Raw genomic sequence first — 20,508 nt, forward strand, 5'->3', positions numbered from 1 at the left:
CTCCGAAATGAGCGGTTCAAGAGCGACAGAAAAAAGACCCGTGGGTCGAAGAAGGACTCACGGACACTGTGGAGCACGCTCTCGCCGACGCGACACGGAGGGCCGCCTCGGCGTGCGTAGGGCTCGGGAAGCGTTTCCAAATAGATAAGTGCTCCCAGCGTGCATCGTCCGACATATACTCGGTATACAACAGAGGTGAATACAATCTACAGCGCACTTCCAACTCCGACTCCACTGCAGATGGGTTCCGGTGCTGGAGAGATGACACGTGTGGACGTGTTCGAGGAAATCTTCCTCGTCTTTCTTGCACTCGGTACACTCGTCGGTGTTCTCGTCGTCGCGTATACACTGTACAACGCGTACAAGTATCGTGACACGGGAGATCGAACCGACGACGAAAATCTGCCGGCACTCGGAGAACTTCCGACGGGCGGCGGCAGCGGCAAAAAACTATTCGTCTCGTTCGCGCTGAGTGCAGCGGTCGTCATTGCACTCATCGCATGGACGTACGGGATGCTTCTCTACGTCGAGGACGGACCCGACGAACTCGACGAAGATTCGGTTCAGGTCGACGTTCAGGGCCAGACCTTTAGCTGGACCTACCAGTACGAAAACGGCCTTGAACCCGGTCAACTGGTCGTACCGGCCGGTGAACCAGTCTCGTTAAACGTGACGTCGATAGACGTCTGGCACACCTTTGGGATAAGTCAAGAGCGGGTAAAAGCCGACGCAATCCCCGGTGAACACGATGAAACATGGTTCACCGCAGACGAAGCGGGAACGTACGAAGGTGCGATCGAATGCTTCGAACTGTGCGGTCCGGGCCACTCCAATATGAAAAGTGATCTGGTCGTCTACGAGCAGGACCGGTACGAGGAGTGGGTCGACGAGCAGTTCACGCTCAACATCACGCTTCAGGACGGAAACGAAGAGCGAGTGACCAGCGGTGTCGATGAGCTCACGCTCGAGCACACCGAAGAAGACGGCCACGATTACTCCTACGACGGCTCCGAGTTCGAAAACGGCTCGATCACGATTAACGAGATTGATCAGGGCGGTACCTACAACCTCACGATCACGCCGGAGGACGACTCCGAGTTCGAGCCGATCGAGGAGGAACTCGACTTCACCGGACCGGCCGAGGAGACGTACACGCTCGAGTCGCCGAACGCCTCGAGCGAGGAATCAGGAGGTAACAATGGAGGAGACGACACCGGAAGTGACCAACAGGGAGGTGAGAACTGATGAGTGATCTGCCGCCGAAAACGTCCATCAAACGCTGGCTCGTTACGACGAACCACAAGGACGTCGGCGTACTGTATCTCGTAACGGCGCTGTTCTTCTTCGTCCTCGGAGGACTACTCGCGCTGGTGTTCCGGGTCCATCTCTGGGAGTCCGGCGGAACCGGCCTCCTCTCGAGCAGCGGCTACAATCAGGCAGTGTCGGCACACGGGCTGTTGATGGTGTTCTGGTTCCTCTCGCCGATCGCGAGCGGACTCGCGAACTATTTCGTCCCGCTACAGATCGGAGCCAAAGATCTCGCGTTCCCTCGACTGAACGCGTTGAGCTACTGGTTCTACCTGTTCTCGGGGCTACTCTTTGCCATCTCGTTCTTCCAGGGCGGAACGTACTCAGGCGGGTGGACGATGTACGCCCCCCTGAACGTCCCGACGTATACGCCAGCAGTCCAGGCGACGACTGGTGGGACGGCGACCATCTTCGCGTTGATTCTGTTCGTCTTCTCGATCACGATCGGGACGGTGAACTTCCTCGTCACGATCCACCGGTCGCGTGCTGAAGGCCTCGGTCTCTGGAATATTCCACTGTTCAGTTGGTCGTGGCTTCTGACGGTCTGGATGATGTTGTTCGCGTTCGCGGCCTTGCTCGCTGCACTCATGTTACTGGGAATCGACCGCGTGTTAATGACCCAGTACTTCGCAACGAGTCAAGGCTCTGCACTCCTCTGGGGGCACCTGTTTTGGTTCTTCGGCCATCCAGAGGTGTATATCGTCTTCTTCCCCGCATTGGGGGTCATGTTCGAGACGTTCCAGACCTTCTGTGGTCGGCGTCTCGTCGGCCGAAAATGGGTTATTATCGCGATGGTCCTCGTGGCAGTCCAGTCGTTCCTCGTCTGGATGCACCACATGTTCCTGACGACGATTAACCTCGAAATCAAGACGCTAATCATGGCGACGACCATCGGGATTTCGTTACCATTCGACCTGATGGTGTTCTCGCTGATCTACACCATGGTCAAGGGACGGGTTCGGTTTACCACGCCGTTCCTGTTCAGTCTCGGTGCGCTCGTCCTGTTCATCCTCGGTGGCATCACCGGGGTCTTCCTCGGGGCCGTCGTGCTCGACTACGAGTTCCGTGGCACCTACTGGGTCGTCGCACACTTCCACTACGTGATGGTCTCGGGAGTCACCGCACTGATCGCGGGACTGTACTACTGGTGGCCGAAGATAACCGGGAAGATGTACTCCGAACGGCTCGGCAAACTCAACTTTGCCGTCTACTTCTTCGGATTCAACCTGCTTTACTTCCCGATGTTCCTCGCCTGGGAAACCCCGCGACGGGTCTTCAACTACGGTGAAGGAATGCAAGTATACCACCAGATGGCGACCGTCGGCGCGTTCATCCTCGCGCTGTCGATCGCGATCATGTTCATCACGTTCGCCCACAGCTACGTGTTCGGGCCGAAAGCACCCAACAATCCGTGGAAGTTCTCTCGAACGGCCGAGTGGGCGATTCCGTCACCGCCACCGCTCGACAACTGGAGTGGACGCCCCTCGTACGCGAGCGGAAAACTCGAGTTCGTCGACGACTCGGCGAAGGCAACCGACGGTGGCGTTACGGCGGAAACCGCCGTCGCCCAGCAGGAAGAAGAACACGCCGATCACGCGAGCATCTGGCCGTTCGGTATCGGTCTCGGTCTGTTCGTTTCGTTCCTCGGCGTTAGCGGTCTGACGCCGTTCGTGTTCAACTTCATGGAGACGGCGGTCAACTCCGGCAATGCCCACATCTCTGGTGGATTACCGTCCGGACCTGCCGCCGAGCCGAATATGCTATTCCCGGCGTTGACCGTCATCGGCGTCCTGATTCTCGGGGTCTCGCTGTTCAAGTTTGGTCTCGAGAACTTCAACGCGCCCGAAATGGCCATCGCCGAACGCTGGCCGTTCGGCGGCGTCAACAACACCAAGATGGGGGTCTGGGTGTTCCTCGCATCCGACGTCGTCGTCTTCGGTGCTATCATCGGTGCGTACGTGTTCATGCGGATCCACATGGGCTGGACGAACTGGGAGACGATTCCGTTCGCCACCTGGCCGGGACTGCTGAACACCTACGTGTTGATCACCTCGAGTTTCACCGTGATTCTCGCGCTCGTGATGGCCGAACGCCAGAACAAGAAGGGGCTTCTCGCGACCCTCGGTGCGACGATACTGCTCGGATTCGTGTTCATGGGCGTGAAAGGCTACGAGTACAGCGTGAAATTCGGCAATGGAGACTACTGGTTCTCCGGGCTCGAGTACTCGCTGTACTACGTGACGACGGGTATGCACGCACTTCACGTGATCCTCGGCCTACTCGTCGCAGGCTTCATGTTCTACCGTGTGCTCTCCGTCGACGCCTATCTCGAGGACTCTAGGCCGGTGGAGTACTTCGGTCTCTACTGGCACTTCGTCGATATCGTGTGGGTCCTCCTGTTCCCACTGTTCTACCTGCTGTAGGCGGTATCGGTTCCTGTTTTGCGGTTTCTTTTCGAATTCAAGTTCTTTGGAGTGTCCCGTGGGACGGTCGTCTCTCGAGGCACGTCTCGGCCGCGAAAACGATATGAGGAAGGTATAAGTGCCTCTCTCCCCCACTCATCTATCAATGGCGTCTATACGGACCTACTCGATCATTTACGTCGCACTGCTCCTCCTAGGCACTGCGCAGTTCGCGCTGTTCGAGATCGACCTGATCGAATTCGGCTACTGGACGGCGCTGACCGGCGTGTTGCTGTTCTCGGTCGCCAAAATACTCCTCGTCGCTGGATACTTCCAGCACCTCATCGAAGAGCCACGGTCGATCACGTACATGATGGTGTCCGCACTGTTCATGGTGCTTTTGCTCACCATCGCTGCGGGATTCTCGATCCAGTAATTCGATCGACCGGTTCGTCGTTTCGTCCGATGCGTCCGAGGCGTTTCTCGATGCTCGGTTCGTAGCTCTTCTCTCGTCCGTTCCGTGAGCCAATAGGGGTTTCTCTCATTTCGCACGGCTCTGTGGCTCGTTACCGCGAATATCTCGTGCTAGCCCAGCGATGGCATCTCACATACGCCACCGCTCGCGAATTAGCTCGCGACAGAAAGTATGAGTTGGGGCAAATTTGAACAACGTCAAGACGGTCCGGGTCGCTCACTTCGTTCACTTCCCGGCTGCGACTTGCCTCATTCAACCTATCCAACAAAGAATATACCTCTCACGAGTTTGTTCGGCGTGAAATTTGTGGGTTGGGGCAGATATGAACCACGGTCGTTTCGCTTCGCTTCACTCCCTGATTCAAATCTACCCAACATAACGATCCTGTCGCTCGCGAATTTGCTCGCGACAGAAGTAGTGGGTTGGGGCAGATTTGAACTGCCGGCCTCCTCCATGTCAAGGAGGTGTCATAACCAGACTAGACCACCAACCCGTCCGGTTCTCTCGGCGTCCGTCACGCCTCGTGCAACTAATCGTTGCCCACCACCGTAATTGAAGGTTTCGAATCGGTCGGCGTACGCGAGCCATCACCACGGATCGTCCGATACGCTTAAGACGATGTACTCATTTGGACATTGTAAGACAACTACGTACATTGGTGTTTACTATGCAGGAGTACGTCGAACGGGTGACTGACGGGGACGATCTCACACAGAAAGAGGCTCGAGCGGCCTCGAGCGCCGTGTTCGAGGACGCGACTGAGGCACAGATCGGCGCGCTGTTAGCGGCGTTGCGCGCGAAAGGTGAGACCGAAGCGGAGATCGCGGGCTTTGCTGAGGGGATGCGCGACGCCGCGCGCACGATCGAACCCGACCGCGAGCCGCTGGTCGACACCTGCGGCACGGGCGGGGACGACTACAACACGATCAACGTCTCGACGACGAGCGCTGTCGTCGCCGCGGGCGCGGGCGTCCCGGTCGCCAAACACGGGAACTACTCGGTGTCTTCCTCCTCGGGCAGCGCGGACGTCTTAGAGGAGGTCGGCGTCGACGTGGAAGCCGAACCGCCGGCCGTCGAGGAGGCCATCGAGACCGACGGCATCGGGTTCATGCTCGCGCCGGTGTTCCACCCCGCGATGAAGGCGGTCATCGGGCCGCGAAAGGAACTGGGCATGCGGACGATCTTCAACGTCCTCGGGCCGCTGACCAACCCCGCCGGCGCGGACGCACAGGTCGTCGGCGTCTACGATCCGGACCTCGTCCCCGTCCTCGCGAACGCGCTCGCGCGGATGGACATCGACCGGGCGCTGGTCGTCCACGGTGCCGGCACCGACGAGATCGCGATCCACGGCGAAACGGTCGCCGCGATGGTCGACGGTTCGAGCGTCGAAACGAGGACCTTCGATCCCGTGGATATCGGCCTCGAGACACACGACATCGGCGACATCGCGGGCGGGACGCCCGAAGCCAACGCGGCGGACCTCCGCGGTATCGTCGACGGGTCGGTTACGGGCGCGAAGCGAGACGTGATCCTCGCGAACGCGGGCGCGGCGATATACGCCGCCGGCGAAGCCGACTCGCTCGAGGAGGGCGCGGCTATCGCGGGAGACGCAATTGACAGCGGCGACGCGGCGGCGAAACTCGATCTGCTCCGCTCGGTCTCGCCGGAGGCACGATGACGCGCGTCAAAGTCTGTGGCATCACGCGCTCTGCGGACTTGCAGACGGCGGTCGACGCGGGCGCGGACGCGATCGGTATCATTACCGACGTGCCGGTCGACACCCCTCGAGACGTCTCCCCCGAGCGCGCCGCGGATCTCGTCGCCGAGACGCCGCCGTTCGTCACGTCGGTGCTCGTGACGATGCCGTCGGACTACGCGCGGGCGATCGAACTGGCGACGGAGATCGAACCGGACGCGATACAGCTCCACGGCGAGATCCGCCCCGGCGATCTCGCGTATCTGCGCGCGAAACTCGAGAGCCGAATTCTGCTGGCGGTCGACGCCGAAGACGTCTCGGTTGCCAAACAGTACGACGACATGGTCGACGGCTTCGTCGTCGACTCCATCGGCGACGACGGCGCCGGCGGCACCGGTCGAACCCACGACTGGGAGCGCACGCGAGCCGAGACGGCCGACCTCGAGTCGGCCGTGATCCTCGCCGGCGGACTGACCCCCGACAACGTCGTTGAGGCGATTCAGACGGCCGAGCCGTTCGCCGTCGACGTCGCCAGCGGCGTCGAGGAACGCGGCGGGATCAAAGATCCGGCGGCGGTCGAGTCGTTCGTCTCGCGCGCGACCGGAAACGCACAGGCCGTCGAGCCGGGGCCCTGAGAGCCACCGACCATCGAACTTCGATCCATGACCGACCATTCCACAGCAGCCGACCCCGCAGATCACACCGCCGAGACGCCGACGTTCGACCTCGATCGGTCGGCGTTTTGCGAACACGCCGGCTCGAGCGATGACCGACCCGCCGTCGTCCGAGTCGTCGCGACGTACGACCTCGAGACGACGCCGCTTGCCGCCTACGCGACGCTCACCGGGCGATCGGCGCACAGTCGAGATCGGGCCAGTGACGAAACCCCCTACGCGTTTTTGCTCGAGAGCGCGCAGAAAACGCCATCGAGCGATCCGGACGGTGCCTTTCAGCCGAGTTCCGCGGACGCCGAGCGCCACGCCCGCTTTTCGTACGTCGGTTACGACCCCGAGGCCGTCGTAACGGTCGGCCCCGAGGGAACGTCGGTCGAGGCGCTCTCGGCGGACGTGCCGCTCGATTCGATGGATACCGACGGGGCCGACGACACCGTGGACGCGCTTCGCGGCGCGCTGCCGGACGTCCGGCTGGCGAACATGCCGGATCACGACCGTCAGCACTTAGAGGGCGGGCTCGTCGGCTTTCTCTCCTACGACGCCGTCTACGACCTCTGGCTCGAGGAGGTCGGACTCGAACGTCCGGAGTCGCGGTTCCCGGACGCCCAGTTCGTCCTCACGACGAAGACACTCACGTTCGACGAGCGCGACGGAACGGTCTCGCTCGTATTCACCCCGGTATTAGAGCCCGACGACGATCCGACCGCCGCGTACGAGGAGATTCGCGAGGAGGCCCGGCGCGTGGGCGAGCTCCTCGCGGGAGCCGAAGAACCCGAAACCGGTGGATTCGTCCGCGAAGACGAGGTCGCCGGCTCGAGAGGGGACTACGAGGAGAGCGTCCGGCGCGCGAAAGAACACGTCCTCGACGGCGACATCTACCAGGGCGTCATTTCGCGAACGCGCGAGTTGTACGGGGAGGTCGATCCGCTCGGGTTCTACGAGGCGATGCGGGACGTGAACCCCTCGCCGTACATGTACCTCCTCGATCACGGCGATCTCACGGTGGTCGGCGCCAGCCCCGAGACGCTGCTGTCGGTTCGCGGGACCGAAGTCATGTCGAACCCGATCGCCGGGACCTGCGACCGGGGCTCGAGTCCCGTCGAAGACCGGCGGCTGGCGGGAGAGATGCTCGCCGACGACAAGGAACGGGCCGAGCACACGATGCTGGTCGACCTCGCTCGCAACGACGTGCGCCGCGTCGGCGAACCGGGATCGGTCCGCGTCGAGGAGTTCATGAACGTCCTCAAGTACAGCCACGTCCAGCACATCGAGTCGACTGTGACCGGCCAGTTGCGCGCGGATTCCGACGCGTTCGACGCCACGCGGGCCTCGTTTCCCGCGGGCACTCTTTCGGGCGCGCCGAAGGTGCGGGCAATGGAGATCATCGACGAACTGGAAACCGAGCCCCGAGGACTCTACGGCGGCGGCGTCGGCTACTACTCCTGGACTGGCGACGCGGACTTTGCGATCGTGATTCGAACCGCGACCGTCGAGAACGACACGCCGGCGACCGCGCCGGGCTCCCAGCGGATCACCGTCCGAGCGGGTGCGGGCCTGGTCGCGGACAGCGACCCGACCGCCGAGTACGAAGAAACTGAAAAGAAGATGGGCGGCGTCCTCGCGGCGCTCGAGCGGATCGAAGAAGAGCCACCGATCACGACGCCGCCCACGGAGGTTTCGCGATGAGCGCCGCTCCCTCGGCGACCGAAACCGGCCGCCCGACGGTACTGTTTATTGATAACTTCGATTCGTTCACGTACAACCTCGTCGAGTACGTGAGCCAGCACGCAGAGACGGCGATTCTGAAGAACACCGCCTCGCTCGAGGAGGTGCGGGCCGTCGATCCGGACGCGGTCATCATCAGTCCCGGCCCCGGCCACCCGAAACACGACCGCGACGTCGGCGTCACGAGAGAGGTGCTCCGCGAGATCAGCCCCACCGTGGCGACGCTGGGGATCTGTCTGGGTCTCGAGGCCGCGGTCTACGAGTACGGCGGCTCGGTCGGTCGAGCGCCAGATCCGGTCCACGGGAAGGCGTCCCCGATCGATCACGACGGAGAGCGCGTCTTCGACGGACTCGCGGACGGCTTTCGCGCGGGGCGATACCACTCGCTCGTCGCGACGGAGGTCCCCGACTGTTTCGACGTTACGGCGACGGCCGATCACGACGGCGAGACGCTCGTGATGGGCGTTCGCCACCGCGAGCACCCGATCGAGTGCGTGCAGTTTCACCCAGAGAGCGTCCTGACGGCGGTCGGACACGACCTGATCGAGAATTTCCTCGAGAATATCTAAGGAATTCGAAAACGGAAGACAGCTAATTCGTCAAGCGCGGTGTGACTCTGGTCGGGTTCAGACGACGCCCAGATGACCGGCGGTGTAGTAAGCGGCGAGAATAATCGCGGCCACGATGCCGACGCGGACGGCGAGTTTGATCGCGATTTTGACCGCGACGATAACGACCATGAGGCCAGCCAGCAACGTGAGCCCGAGCAACACCGGGGAGCCTGTGAGTGACTCGATCATAGTCGATATCGTGAACGCAAGGACGTAACCTTTCTGGTGACGTGACAAACGGAGTTCGATGAACGACAGCGCCCAGAGACCGTTCGGATACGGCCTCGTTCGTGTGCTCGAGACGGATAAAGAGATCGAATATTCCACTTTCAGTTTGGTCTGAAAATCATTAAGGCCGTCCGCTGCGTAGAGTCTAATACCCTCGCAGGCGCCCGTCTGGGCTGTTCTGCGATCGACCATCGCACAAGATCACACAGTGGCTTCTGTACAAGTGAGATTGTGCTAATACAAGAAAAATAGGACCACATCACCATACTTTATGAGGAATGCATGAATACCGAACTTTCGTCACGAATGATTCGACCGAGGACTACCTACCGTACGGAAATGAGAGACGGCGGCGCGTTCACCTCGAGGTGTCTCGCGCATGAGTAAGTCTGACCTCTCTGCGGACGATTTGACACTGCCGATCAAGCGCACCGACGGGGACACGCTCGAGGAGCGCCTGACCGAAAACGCCTACCAGAATATTCTGCCGGCTCGCTATCTTCGGAAAAACGCGGACGGCGACCTGATCGAGACCCAGGAAGAGCTCTTCGAACGCGTCGGACGCAACATCGCGCTCGCGGAAGCGCCGTACGAGGCCGAAAAACGCGATCTCGAGATCACCGTCACGCCCGACCAGCTAAAGCCCGACCACCCGCGTCGGGACGAACTCGCCGCGGAGGTCTTCGGCGACGGTACCACTGCAACCGACGACGTCGAAACGACGCTGACGGAAGCCAACGTCAACAAGTTTGCCTACGACACCGTCGTTCCGGAACTACCCGCGGAAATCCGCGATCACGTCGAAGACGTCGCCGAGACGTTCACCGAGGGGATGGAATCGCTCTCTTTTATGCCGAACTCCCCGACACTGATGAACGCCGGCGACGAACTCCAGCAGCTCTCGGCCTGTTTCGTCATGAGCCCCGACGACGACCTCTCGGATATTCACGAGACGGCCAAGAAGGCCGCGGAGGTCTTCCAGTCCGGCGGCGGCGTCGGCTACGGCTTCTGGAAGCTCCGCCCCTTCGGCGACGCCGTCGGATCGACCGGCGGCATCGCGTCGGGCCCGATCACCTTCATGCGGACCTACGACCAGCTCTGTGAGACGATTGCACAGGGCGGGACCCGCCGCGGCGCACAGATGGGGATCATGCGCGTCTCCCACCCCGACGTCATCGAGTTCATCCACGCGAAGAACAAGGACGTCTCGCTGGCCCACACGCTGCGGCTCAACGACCCCGACGACTACACTTACACTTCCTTCAGCGAAGCGCTCGAGGAAGCTCGAGACCTCATCGACGAGGACGGCCGGGTGCCCAAACACCTGCGAAACGCCGTCGAAGGCCACCTGTCGAACTTCAACATCTCCGTCGGCGTCACCGACGACTTCATGGAAGCCGTCCAGAACGACGAAGAGTATACGTTCACCAACCCGCGCACGGAAGAGCCCCACATCGCCACCGAGGAGACCAAGGAGATGTACAGCCGGTACGACCTCGGCGAGCACGTCGAGGTCGGCGAACCGCTCTCGATCCCCGCCGAACTCATCTTCGAGCGCATCGTCGAGGGCGCTCACGAGAACGGCGAACCCGGCGTGATCTACCTCGAGCGAGTGAACAAGGAACACTCCTTCGACGTCGAGGCCGAGCCGGACCACCGCATCCTCGCGACGAACCCGTGTGGCGAACAGCCCCTCGAGGAAAACGAGGCCTGCAACCTCGGCCACATCAATCTCTCGACGCTCGCCGCCCTCGACGCGCCCGACTGGCGGGTCTGGTCCGAAGAACACGCTGAGGAGTACGACTCCCACGAGGCCGCGATCGAGGCCTTCCTCGAGGAGGCCATCGACTTCGAGGAGTTCGACGAGCGCATCGAGTACGGCACGCGATTCCTCGAGAACGTCGTCACGATGTCGGACTTCCCCGTCGAGGACATCGAGCGGACCGTCCGCGACATGCGCAAGATCGGTCTGGGCGTCATGGGCCTCGCGCAGTTGTACGTCCAACTCGGCGTGAAGTACGGCAGCGAGGAAGGAAACGAGATCGCGAGCCAGCTGTTGACCCACATCAACCACGGCGCGAAGGCGAAGAGCCACGAACTCGCGACCGAGCGCGGTTCGTTCAACGACTGGGACGAGTCCAAGTACGCGAACCCGACCGAGTACCGCGAGTGGTTCGAGAAACAGACCGGCGAAGACGCCGAGGACTGGGCCGACGGCTTCCCGATCCGAAACCACAACGTCACCACCATCGCCCCGACCGGAACCACCTCGATGGTCGGTAACACGACCGGCGGTTGCGAGCCAATCTACAACGTCGCCTACTACAAGAACGTCACCGACGACGTGCAGGGCGACGAGATGCTGGTCGAGTTCGACGACTACTTCCTGCGCACCTTAGAGGACAACGACATCGACGTCGACGCCGTCAAGGAAGAAGCACAGGAGCAGATGGCGACCAACCAGTTCGACGGCGTCGAGGGTCTCGAGACGGTCCCGGACGCCATCGGCGAACTGTTCGTCATCACCAGCGACCTCTCGGCGAAACAACACGCCGCGGTCCAGTGTGCCTGCCAGAACGGCGTCGACTCGGCAATCTCGAAGACGGTCAACGCGCCGAACGACTCCACGCTCGAGGACGCCAAAGAGGTCTTCGAGTGGGTCTACGACAACGGCGGCAAGGGCGTCACCTACTACCGTGACGGCACCCGCTCGAAGCAGGTGCTGACGACCCGCGCGGACAACGCAGACTTCGCCGATGAAACCGAAGCCGCCGAGACCTTAGTCGAGCAGATCGACGACATCTTTGGCGGACTCGAGGCCTTCCTCGAGAGCGAGGACGTACAGGATATCCTCGAGGAAGACGTCGACTCGCTGCTCGAAGACGCCGAGAGCGAGGCGGTTCACGTCGACTTCACCGAGAAACGCGAGCGACCCGACGCCCTGAAGGGCGTCAGCCAACGGATCGACACTGGCTACGGGAAGGTCTACGTGACGATCAACGAGGACCCCGAGACCGGCCAGCCGTTCGAACTGTTCGCGAACATCGGCCACTCGGGCGGCTTCACGAACTCCTTTACCGAAGCGCTGGCGAAGGTCATCTCGACCTCGCTGCGCTCGGGCGTCGATCCCGAAGAGATCGTCGACGAACTCTGTGGCACCCGCAGTCCGAAAGTCGCCTGGGACAAAGGCGAGCAGATCCAGTCGATTCCGGACGCTATCGGCACCGCGATGCGTCGGTACCTCGCCGACGAGATCGACAAACCGTACCCGAAACAGGCGACCCTCGAGGAGTCGGCCGACGCCGAGTTGGACATCGAACCGGCCGGCGCACACGAGACCGACGGCGGGGCTGCGGCCCAGCAGCCCGTCGACGACACCGACGCAACCCAGGACTTAATCGATGCCGGCGAATCGCCGGAGTGTCCGTCCTGTGGCTCCCTCTCGCTTTACTTCTCCGAAGGCTGCAAGACCTGCGAGTCCTGTGGCTGGAGCGAGTGCTGACGCCGGGAGACCGTTCGTTTTCGGCTCTGAGAATCTGTTTTCGCGGTTTTGGTCGTTCGGGCAGTCATCGACGCGAGCAGTCGCCACGTTGATAGCGACGCCTGTCGTTGGATCGGTTACGAACCGTTACAGCGAGGATACTCGATGAACAATAGCGAAACAGCGTCCGGAGAGGGCTCCGATTCCGAAACTGAACGCGACCTCGAGCACGGAACCGGACCGCCGTGTCCGTTCTGCGAGACGGCGATGTACAAGCGCCACTGCAAGTACGTCTGCCCGCAACACGGGGTCGTCATCGACTGTAGCGATCCGTTTCTATAACAGTAGATAGGAGCTCGATTTCTTCACTCAGAATTGAACTGAAACTGAATCGGCCAACTCGGTAACTCCACACGCGTAGTTAGCAAGTCCGCTCACGCATAGCATTCACACAGAAACTTTCAAATTTATGTGAGATACAGACTATCGCTCTTTCATGGAGCGATTCTACATCTTTCACATATGTATGGCAGCCTATGGGGCGACCTTCGCGATCAGGTCGGTTTCAGCTATTATTGAAGGGAGTACAAGCCTACCAATTACCGTGGCTGGTATCGCCGGAGTTGGAATGATAATCGCGTCAGTACACGAGGTACTCACCCGCTCCCCTTCCGACTTCGAAATCGGAAATCTAGCGTTCTGGGCCGTCGTTTTGGGTGTTGTTGGATTCCTCTTATTCCAAATACCTGAGTTGTTCTGAGCGGTCAATCCCTGAGAGGTGATTGCAAAGTAGAGCGTGCATGCAGAGCAAACCACCATTCTTCGTTGTAGCAGATTTAGGCTTGAATGACATAGTTAGTATGATTTCATAAATATATAACAAGAAGGTATGCTATAACTCAATTGAACAGTACTTTACCATGATGCTTGAAAGAAGGGATTTACTGACGTTTGCTGGCGGTGCAGTAATAGGGGGTGTTACAGTTTCATTTTTAGACAAGGGGTCTGGCTCTATTAGATGGTACAATGGAACTGATGAAACTCTCTGGACAGAAATCGAAATTCAGTCAAAAGGAGGTGTACTATTTTCTCCAGAGACCATTTATGAGGATAGTTCTGAATTGCCTCAGACCCCCGAATATATGTTTTCAGTACCAAACATAGTGCCAGCAGGTGATTATATTGTGAAGATAGAAGTTAGACGAAATTGGAATGAGAGTATTGCTGCCTCGGAGACAATTACGTGGAACGGGTCTGGACAGGAACATGCTCTTTTGACTATTGAAATTGATAGCGATTTGAATATCGAGACTATACAATAGTTGTTGGTAGCGTGAGTGGCACAGTTTCTTTATCAGATTTGCCTGTGAAACTCACGACCCGTATACGCACTGTACTGAACACCAGTTTCGCAGGTCACTCTGGATAAAGAAACCGTATTACCAACGATTGGTAACTAGATCGAGACGGTTTCGAGAGCGATGCGTCGCGGTTCGGGCGTCGATTCGCGGTTCTCAGATGAGATGGCGTAGACCCCCCGCTCACCTGTCAAGCCATCCGCATCGGTCTCGTCGGAACTACTCGACAGGACACAGACGCCGTCGGCGAGCAGCGGCGCGATCACGCCGGCTGCAACCGTCCGCGGATCCGAAAGCGGTGCTCGGACGACGACTCGATCCCCGGTTTCGAGCGCGTTCGCCTCGACGACGTCCCGCGCGCTCTCGAGGAGGTCACCGTGCGTGATCGTCCGGTTCCCGTCGGTCAGCACTGCCGTGTCGGGGTCGGTGTCGATCGGCGGGAACGAGGGGTTCTCGCTCCAGAGACCGGTATCGAGGTGGTGAACGGCGGGATCGTCCGGTTTCTCGCCGTAGCCGATTCGCTGGCCGCCCGTCGGCAGTCGGTAGTCGCCGACGGAGGCGGTCGGAGCGACGACCGTCCGATAGGCGGTTCCGTCGGGAGCCACCGCCGAATCACCGTCGTCGACGAGGTTTCTCGGCGGATCGAACCTGGTCGTCCCCTCGAGCAACGCGGTTCCGAAAAACGAGAGCAGCGCCATCGGTCCCGAGCCGACGACGCCGACGGCCACGCCCTCGCGGACGCCGCTGTGTCGGAGGAAGTTCCCCGCCTTCCACGTGCTCGTACAGAGCCAGTGGGCATCGTAGGTCCGGCCGGCGGCGTCCTCGAGTGCGGGTCGGTCCGTTCGCCGCTCTCGAGCGAACAGGTCGCCGACCGTTGTCGCGGTCATACCTGCCAATTCGTTCGGAGCCGAAAAAGGACGCCGACTCGCGGCGCTCGTCGTCGTTCGAAATCAGAACCCATCGCCGCTGAAACCGACACCGTTCGCTCGCGCCGATCAGAACGCCCGCTTGATCTTCTCGAAGAAGCCCTCGTTGACCTCGATTTCGTCGCCGCCGGCCTCCGCGAACTCCTCGAGTGCCTCGCGCTGTTCGGCGTTCAAGCTGTCGGGCGTGACGATCTGGACTTGCACGAAGAGGTCACCGCTTCCGCGGCGCTGGAGGCGGGGCATTCCTTTGCCCTCGAGGCGGAAGGTTTCGCCGCTCTGGGTGCCGTCCGGAACGTCGAACTCGACCGCACCGTCGAGCGTCGGCACCTCGACCGTGTCGCCGAAGGTCGCCTGCGGGAACGAGATCGGGAGGCGGTATCGGAGGTCGTTGCCGTCGCGTTCGAACTCGTCGTGCTCGCGGATCGAGACGTCGATCAGCAGGTCGCCGCTCGGACCGCCGTCGGGACTCGGACTCCCCTCGCCTTCCATTCTGAGGGTCTGGCCGTCCTGAATGCCCGCCGGGACGTCGACCGTGAGCGTGACCTCCTCGCGGACGTATCCCTCGCCGCGACAGTCGCTACAGGTTTCGGAGTAAAGCGTTCCCTCGCCCTCACAGCGCGGACAGGACGTCGTCTGCTGGACTCGGCCGAGCGGCGTCTGCTGGACCTGCGTCACCTGTCCGCGGCCCTGACACTCCGGACAGGTCTCCGCGTCGGCGCTCGGCGGGTGTCCCTCGCCGTCGCAGGTGTCACACGCCTCGGGACGGGCGATCGTGAACTGCTTTTGGGCCCCGTCATAGGCCTCCTCGAGATCGATCTCGAGGTCGGTTCGCATGTTCCGTCCCTTCTGCGGGCCGCGTCTCCCGCGGCCGCCACCGCCGCCGAAGACCTGCTCGAAGATGTCGCCGAGGCCGCCACCGCCGCCCATGCCGCCACCGCCCATACCGCCACCCATGCCGCCGAAGGGGCCACCGCCCATGCCGCCGGCGCCGCCCTCGCTCGCGTCGTACCCGTGTTTTTCGGCCTGCTCGTACTGCTCGTGGCCCATCCGGTCGTAGGCGCTTCGCTTTTCCTCGTCGGTCAGGACCTGCTTTGCCTTCTGTATCTTCTTGAACTTCTCTTCGGCGTTCGGATCGTCGCTGACGTCCGGATGGTACTCCGTCGCCTTCGATCGGTACGCCTGCTTGATCTCCTCGGGAGAGGCGTCCGGACTCACGCCGAGAACATCGTAGAAATCCTCGCTCATTCGTTACCCCACCGTAATCGATTGAGCCACTTGAAATGACCGTTTGTGCGCCCTCGAGAACGAACTGCGAGATCGGGTGCTCGGGGTCGTCAGGTGCGTTCGGAGTCGTTAGGAGTCGTCGCCGTCGTCGTCGCTCTCGTCTTCGACGTCCTCGAAGTCGGCGTCGACGTACTCGTCGTCACCCGCGTCCGGGCCGCCAGCGCCGGGGTTCGGACCGCCGCCCATGCCGCCTCCCATTCCAGCACCGCCCGCGGCTCCCGGGCCGCCGGCAGCGCCCGCGCCGGCGGCTCCAGCGCCGGCTGCTCCGCCGGCTGCACCCGCGCCAGCGTCCTGGTAGACCTGTTTGCCGATCTCCTGTAGTTCCTTGCTCAGGGTCTCGGTCGCCGCCTCGATGTCGTCGGCCTCGGCGTCCTCGTCGTCGATCGTCTCTTCTAGGTCCTCGACGGCCGCTTCGACGCTCTCGCGGATCTCGTCGTCGACCTCCTCGTTCTCCTCGAGGAGCGTCTCCGCGCGCTGGATCGCGGCCTCGGCGGAGTTGCGCGCCTCGATCCGTTCGCGGCGCTGCTGGTCCTCTTCGGCGTGTTCTTCTGCTTCCTCTTGCAGTCGATCGATCTCCTCGTCGGAGAGACCGGCACCGCCCTCGATCGTGATCTCCTCGCTGGTGCCGGTTCCCTTGTCTTCGGCGGAGACGTTGACGATCCCGTTCTCGTCGATCGAGAAGCCGACCTCGATCTGGGGCGTTCCGGCCGGTGCCGGCGGGATGCCGGTCAGGTGGAACTCGCCGAGCAGTTCGTTCTTCTCGGCGAGCTCGCGCTCGCCCTGGAAGACCCGGACCTGCACCGACGTCTGGTTGTCCGCCGCGGTCGTGAACACCTTCGACTCCTCGGTCGGAATCGTCGTGTTCTTCTCGATGAGTCGCTCGAAGAGGCCGCCCTTGACCTCGATACCGAGCGAGAGCGGCGTCACGTCGAGCAAGACGACGTCGTCGACCTCGCCACCGAGGACGCCGCCCTGAATCGCCGCGCCGAGCGCGACGGCCTCGTCGGGGTTGACGTTCTTCTGTGGCTCCTCGCCGATGAGTTCCTCGACCTTCTCGGCGACCTGTGGCATCCGGGTCGAGCCGCCGACGAGCAGGACTTCGTCGATGTCGCCCTTCTCGTAGCCCGCGTCCTCGAGCGCCTGCTCGGTCGGTTCGACCGTGCGCTCGATGAGATCCGACGTGAGCGACTCGAACTTGGCTCGAGTCATGCTCTCTTCTAGGTGGATCGGGCCGTCGTCGCCCGCGGTGATGAAGGGGAGGTTGATCTCGGTTTCCTTCCGGCTGCTGAGTTCGATCTTGGCCTCCTCTGCGGCGTCTTTGAGCCGCTGGAGGGCCTGTCGGTCCTCGCGGAGGTCGACGCCGTGTTCGGCCTCGAACTGCTCGGCCAGCCAGTCGATGATGGCGTGGTCCCAGTCGTCGCCGCCGAGGTCGTTGTCGCCGTTGGTCGCGACGACCTCGTAGACGCCGCCGCCCAGATCGAGGATCGAGACGTCGAACGTCCCGCCGCCGAGGTCGTAGACGAGGACGGTCTGATCGGCGTCGTCCTCCAAGCCGTAGGCCATCGACGCCGCGGTCGGCTCGTTGATGATCCGCTCGACATCGAAACCGGCGATCTCGCCGGCGTCTTTGGTCGCCTGGCGCTGTCGGTCCGAGAAGTACGCCGGCACCGTGATGACCGCCTTCTCGATGTCGTCACCGAGGTACTCCTCCGCGTCGTGTTTGATCTTCTGGAGGATCATCGCCGAGATCTCTTCGGGCGTGTAGTCTTCACCCTCGATCTCGACGGTGTAGTCCTCCTCGCCCATGTGGCGCTTGATCGAGGCGATGGTCTTTTCCGGGTTCTGAATCGCCTGATTCTTCGCCGGTTTGCCGACGAGCCGTTCGTCGTCGGTAAAGGCCACGACCGACGGCGTGGTTCGGTCGCCCTCCGAGTTGACGATGATCTCCGGGTCACCGCCTTCCATCACTGCGAAGGCACTGTTCGTCGTCCCGAGGTCGATCCCGAGAATCTTGTTGCTCGTCATCTGGCCGGGTATAACGCGCACTTTGTTTTAAAGCTTACTAGCTGGGTCCGCCGATCGAATAAAACCCGCTGTGAGCAGTTCTATCGGCGACTCTCGACAGTTGGGGTTCGATAAAATTTGGTTGCCTATAGGTACCATAGAGCAAGTCCCGCGGCGGTTGCTCGAGCCGTGTCGGTCGGTACCAGCACCAACAAATTCGATCGGTCTCTCGACCACTCGAGTCGCCTTCAGCTGTCGACAGCGTGCGCTCTCACGGCGTGATATCGGACGGGTGGCCGCTCGCGAGAAGACGATCCGCGCTACGCTTCGCTTCCTTCGGTTTCGTCCGACGGGTCGCCAGTTTCCGAACCCTCCGCGTCCGCGCCGGCTTCGACGCCCTCCTCGGCGAACTCACCGTTCGAGACGGTGATCTGTGCGTTCTGAATCACTTTCTCGCCCATCTCGTAGCCGGGCGTGAACACGTCCGCGACCGTTCCTTCGGGCTGGTCGCTGTCGACGTTCATCATAACCTCGTGGCGCTGGGGGTCGACCTCGGCTCCCGGTTCCGGATCGATTTCGGTGACGTTCTCGTCCTCGAGGATCCGGTCGAACTCCCGGAGGGTCATGTCGACGCCGTCTCGGAGGCTCTCGACGTCGCCGCTTTCCTCCTCGAGCGCGCGCTTGAGGTTGTCTCGGACGCCGACGAGCCGTTCGACCAGGTCCTCGGTCGCGCGCTCTTTCATCTGTTCCTGGCGCTTTTTCGCTCGCTTCTTGTAGTTCTGGAAGTCGGCCTGCTTGCGCTTGAGCCGACTCTGGAGGTCCTCGACCTCGGCTTCGTACGCTTCGATCCGTTCGTCTCGTTGCTCGAGGGCCGCCTGGAGTTCGCCGATCGTTTCGGCCTGTTCCTCGATGCGACCGACGAGGTCCGCCTCGCGTTCGACCGCGTCCTCGAGCAGTCGGTCGACCTCCTCGGTGGTGTCCTCGTCCGGAATCGCCGCGACGGCGTCGGCGAGCGTCGGCGAGACGTCGGTCTCGGCGGCGGGATCCGACGCGTCGGCCGTCTCGGGCCCGTCGGAGGACGCCTCGCGCTCGTCGGAGGGGGAGTCCTCGGCTGGGCGCGTAGATTGGTCGTCTCCGCCGGCAACGTCGTCGGATTCCTCCTCGGACGGAACGGACTGGGCGTCTGCGTTCGTGCCCTCGTCTTCGCTCATATCCCAGTCAAAGAACAGCGGTAATAAAAGGGTTGAGGTCCGGTCGCGAACGTGTCGGCTGGCCCGGGTGTGGCCGCGGGCGGGGCGTTCGACCGGTCGCGTTTCGTCCGGCTACGAGCGGGCGTTCGACTTCGTGAGCCAGATGCCGACGAGGAAGATACCCGTCAGCACCGCCGCGAGTCCGAGGTACGTGAGTTCGACAAGTCGGTATCCCACCACGGACTGGCGACCGAAGAAGACGGTGAGATAGGCGAGCAGCGGTGAGAGAGCGAGCACGCTTCGAACGCCTCGCTTCTCGAAGTGGCGGCGACCGACGAGGACGACGAAGACGGCCACGGAGACGACGGCGAGTGAAAGCGCGTACTGGGCGATCTGTACGCGGGGGGGATAGCTCGTGGTGGGCGCGAGATAGAACAGGCTCAACCCGACGTGGGCCGGGACCGTCAGGCTCCCGACGGCGAAGGCGGTGGTGACCTGTCCCGCGGTTAGTCGCGGCGCCCAGACGAGAATCGTCGCGACGACGAAGAGGGTGAAGATCAGGATTGCCGTCCAGAAGTGAAGCGAGAGGATGTTCGTGGTGTACTGCTGGACGGTCTCACGTCCCAGCGCAACCTGAACAGGCGTCAGCACCATTCCGAGGACGACCAGCGCGGTGACGCGTCGGTCGACGTTCGCCCGTCGGATCGAGGCGACGGCGGTCCCGATGATCGCGAAGCCGGCGAACATCGAGACGAAGCGGTGGAACCACTCGTAGAAACTCACGATGTGGGCCGGAAACAGGTTGAACGGCCCGGCGTCACATCGGGGCCAGTTCGCCTCGCAGCCGAGACCGGAGCCGGTCGCTTTCGCCGCGACGCCGAGCAGAATCGTCGCGCCGACCAGCACGAGCGTCCCCGCCAACAGATGCGGAAAGCCGAACCGATCGCGGAGCGAACGCATAGTCGAGTTGGATGTGTGTGTAGTAGACGACACGGTCTTCAGGCGGGGCTTGGGAACGCCCGCATTTAGGTTGTCCGAGTCTGTCCCAGCGCTCGAGAATCGGGCACCTGTCGATTCGAGACCCGACGACGAGGGCTGCTCCCGTTCGTGAGTGTCCACAATTGTGTATATATTTCGCGTTTTAGA

At 61.8% G+C, this 20,508-nt stretch carries 17 protein-coding genes and 1 tRNA gene; 11 read left to right on the forward strand and 7 right to left on the reverse strand.

The genetic code is table 11. From position 1 onward, the window contains the following. The first annotated feature begins 195 nt into the window (after positions 1–195). The 3 genes from coxB (at position 196) to BM348_RS04610 (ending at position 4,146) form a co-directional block, all read left to right on the forward strand. On the forward strand, positions 196–1,245 hold the full coding sequence (gene coxB, locus BM348_RS04600; RefSeq protein WP_394328083.1) for a cytochrome c oxidase subunit II: 1,050 nt from the start codon (positions 196–198) through the stop codon (positions 1,243–1,245). Next, positions 1,245–3,731 carry a cbb3-type cytochrome c oxidase subunit I gene (locus BM348_RS04605; RefSeq protein ID WP_092902443.1) on the forward strand — a complete coding sequence of 829 codons (2,487 nt, stop codon included), beginning with the start codon at positions 1,245–1,247 and terminating at the stop codon, positions 3,729–3,731. The genes coxB and BM348_RS04605 overlap by 1 nt, the downstream gene beginning before the upstream one ends. Positions 3,732–3,876: 145 nt before the next feature. Further along, on the forward strand, positions 3,877–4,146 hold the full coding sequence (locus BM348_RS04610) for a cytochrome C oxidase subunit IV family protein (protein ID WP_092902445.1): 270 nt from the start codon (positions 3,877–3,879) through the stop codon (positions 4,144–4,146). Positions 4,147–4,603: 457 nt separating this feature from the next. Here BM348_RS04610 and BM348_RS04615 read toward each other — a convergent pair. Further along, positions 4,604–4,678: transfer RNA gene (locus BM348_RS04615), tRNA-Val, on the reverse strand. A gap of 174 nt (positions 4,679–4,852) precedes the next feature. On the opposite strand from BM348_RS04615, the gene trpD reads away from it, so the two are divergent. The 4 genes from trpD to trpG are packed head-to-tail and all read left to right on the forward strand — an operon-like array spanning position 4,853 to position 8,849. Beyond that, entirely contained in the window at positions 4,853–5,863 is a 1,011-nt protein-coding gene (gene trpD / locus BM348_RS04620; protein WP_092902447.1) for an anthranilate phosphoribosyltransferase, read from the forward strand. Next, entirely contained in the window at positions 5,860–6,516 is a 657-nt protein-coding gene (locus BM348_RS04625; protein WP_092902448.1) for a phosphoribosylanthranilate isomerase, read from the forward strand. The genes trpD and BM348_RS04625 overlap by 4 nt, the downstream gene beginning before the upstream one ends. 27 nt (positions 6,517–6,543) lie before the next feature. Beyond that, entirely contained in the window at positions 6,544–8,241 is a 1,698-nt protein-coding gene (gene trpE, locus BM348_RS04630; RefSeq protein WP_092902450.1) for an anthranilate synthase component I, read from the forward strand. Further along, positions 8,238–8,849, forward strand: coding sequence for an anthranilate synthase component II (gene trpG, locus BM348_RS04635; protein WP_092902452.1), 612 nt, complete (start codon positions 8,238–8,240; stop codon positions 8,847–8,849). Before trpE ends, trpG begins: the two co-directional genes overlap by 4 nt. 57 nt (positions 8,850–8,906) lie before the next feature. Here trpG and BM348_RS21125 read toward each other — a convergent pair whose 3' ends face one another. Then, positions 8,907–9,080, reverse strand: coding sequence for a hypothetical protein (locus BM348_RS21125; protein WP_175507103.1), 174 nt, complete (start codon positions 9,078–9,080; stop codon positions 8,907–8,909). 418 nt (positions 9,081–9,498) lie between these two features. Between BM348_RS21125 and BM348_RS04640 the strand changes: the two genes are divergently transcribed. From BM348_RS04640 to BM348_RS20555, 4 genes are all read left to right on the forward strand, one after another. Then, positions 9,499–12,621, forward strand: a complete 3,123-nt coding sequence (locus BM348_RS04640; RefSeq protein WP_092902454.1) for an adenosylcobalamin-dependent ribonucleoside-diphosphate reductase — start codon at positions 9,499–9,501, stop codon at positions 12,619–12,621. Positions 12,622–12,765: 144 nt separating this feature from the next. Further along, the gene (locus tag BM348_RS21130) at positions 12,766–12,942 is read left to right on the forward strand and encodes an HVO_2523 family zinc finger protein (protein WP_175507104.1); all 177 of its coding nucleotides are present in this window, start codon (positions 12,766–12,768) and stop codon (positions 12,940–12,942) included. 154 nt (positions 12,943–13,096) lie between these two features. Further along, positions 13,097–13,360 carry a hypothetical protein gene (locus BM348_RS04650; RefSeq protein WP_092902458.1) on the forward strand — a complete coding sequence of 88 codons (264 nt, stop codon included), beginning with the start codon at positions 13,097–13,099 and terminating at the stop codon, positions 13,358–13,360. 160 nt (positions 13,361–13,520) lie between these two features. Further along, positions 13,521–13,922: a hypothetical protein gene (locus BM348_RS20555; protein ID WP_139231144.1), complete on the forward strand. Its 402-nt coding sequence runs from the start codon at positions 13,521–13,523 to the stop codon at positions 13,920–13,922. Between the two features lie 134 nt (positions 13,923–14,056). Here the strand turns inward: BM348_RS20555 and BM348_RS04655 are convergent, their stop codons facing one another. The 5 genes from BM348_RS04655 to BM348_RS04675 all read right to left on the reverse strand — a co-directional run bounded on the left by BM348_RS04655 (position 14,057) and on the right by BM348_RS04675 (position 20,355). Then, entirely contained in the window at positions 14,057–14,845 is a 789-nt protein-coding gene (locus BM348_RS04655) for a hypothetical protein (RefSeq protein WP_092902460.1), read from the reverse strand. Between the two features lie 108 nt (positions 14,846–14,953). After that, positions 14,954–16,129, reverse strand: coding sequence for a molecular chaperone DnaJ (gene dnaJ / locus BM348_RS04660; protein WP_092902462.1), 1,176 nt, complete (start codon positions 16,127–16,129; stop codon positions 14,954–14,956). A gap of 108 nt (positions 16,130–16,237) precedes the next feature. Then, entirely contained in the window at positions 16,238–18,193 is a 1,956-nt protein-coding gene (gene dnaK / locus BM348_RS04665) for a molecular chaperone DnaK (protein ID WP_092903609.1), read from the reverse strand. Positions 18,194–18,492: 299 nt separating this feature from the next. Continuing rightward, on the reverse strand, positions 18,493–19,383 hold the full coding sequence (gene grpE / locus BM348_RS04670; protein WP_092902464.1) for a nucleotide exchange factor GrpE: 891 nt from the start codon (positions 19,381–19,383) through the stop codon (positions 18,493–18,495). Positions 19,384–19,494: 111 nt separating this feature from the next. After that, positions 19,495–20,355: a COX15/CtaA family protein gene (locus tag BM348_RS04675; RefSeq protein ID WP_394328084.1), complete on the reverse strand. Its 861-nt coding sequence runs from the start codon at positions 20,353–20,355 to the stop codon at positions 19,495–19,497. Between the last annotated feature and the right edge of the window lie 153 nt (positions 20,356–20,508).

Source organism: Halostagnicola kamekurae, from assembly GCF_900116205.1.
Lineage (GTDB): Archaea > Halobacteriota > Halobacteria > Halobacteriales > Natrialbaceae > Halostagnicola > Halostagnicola kamekurae.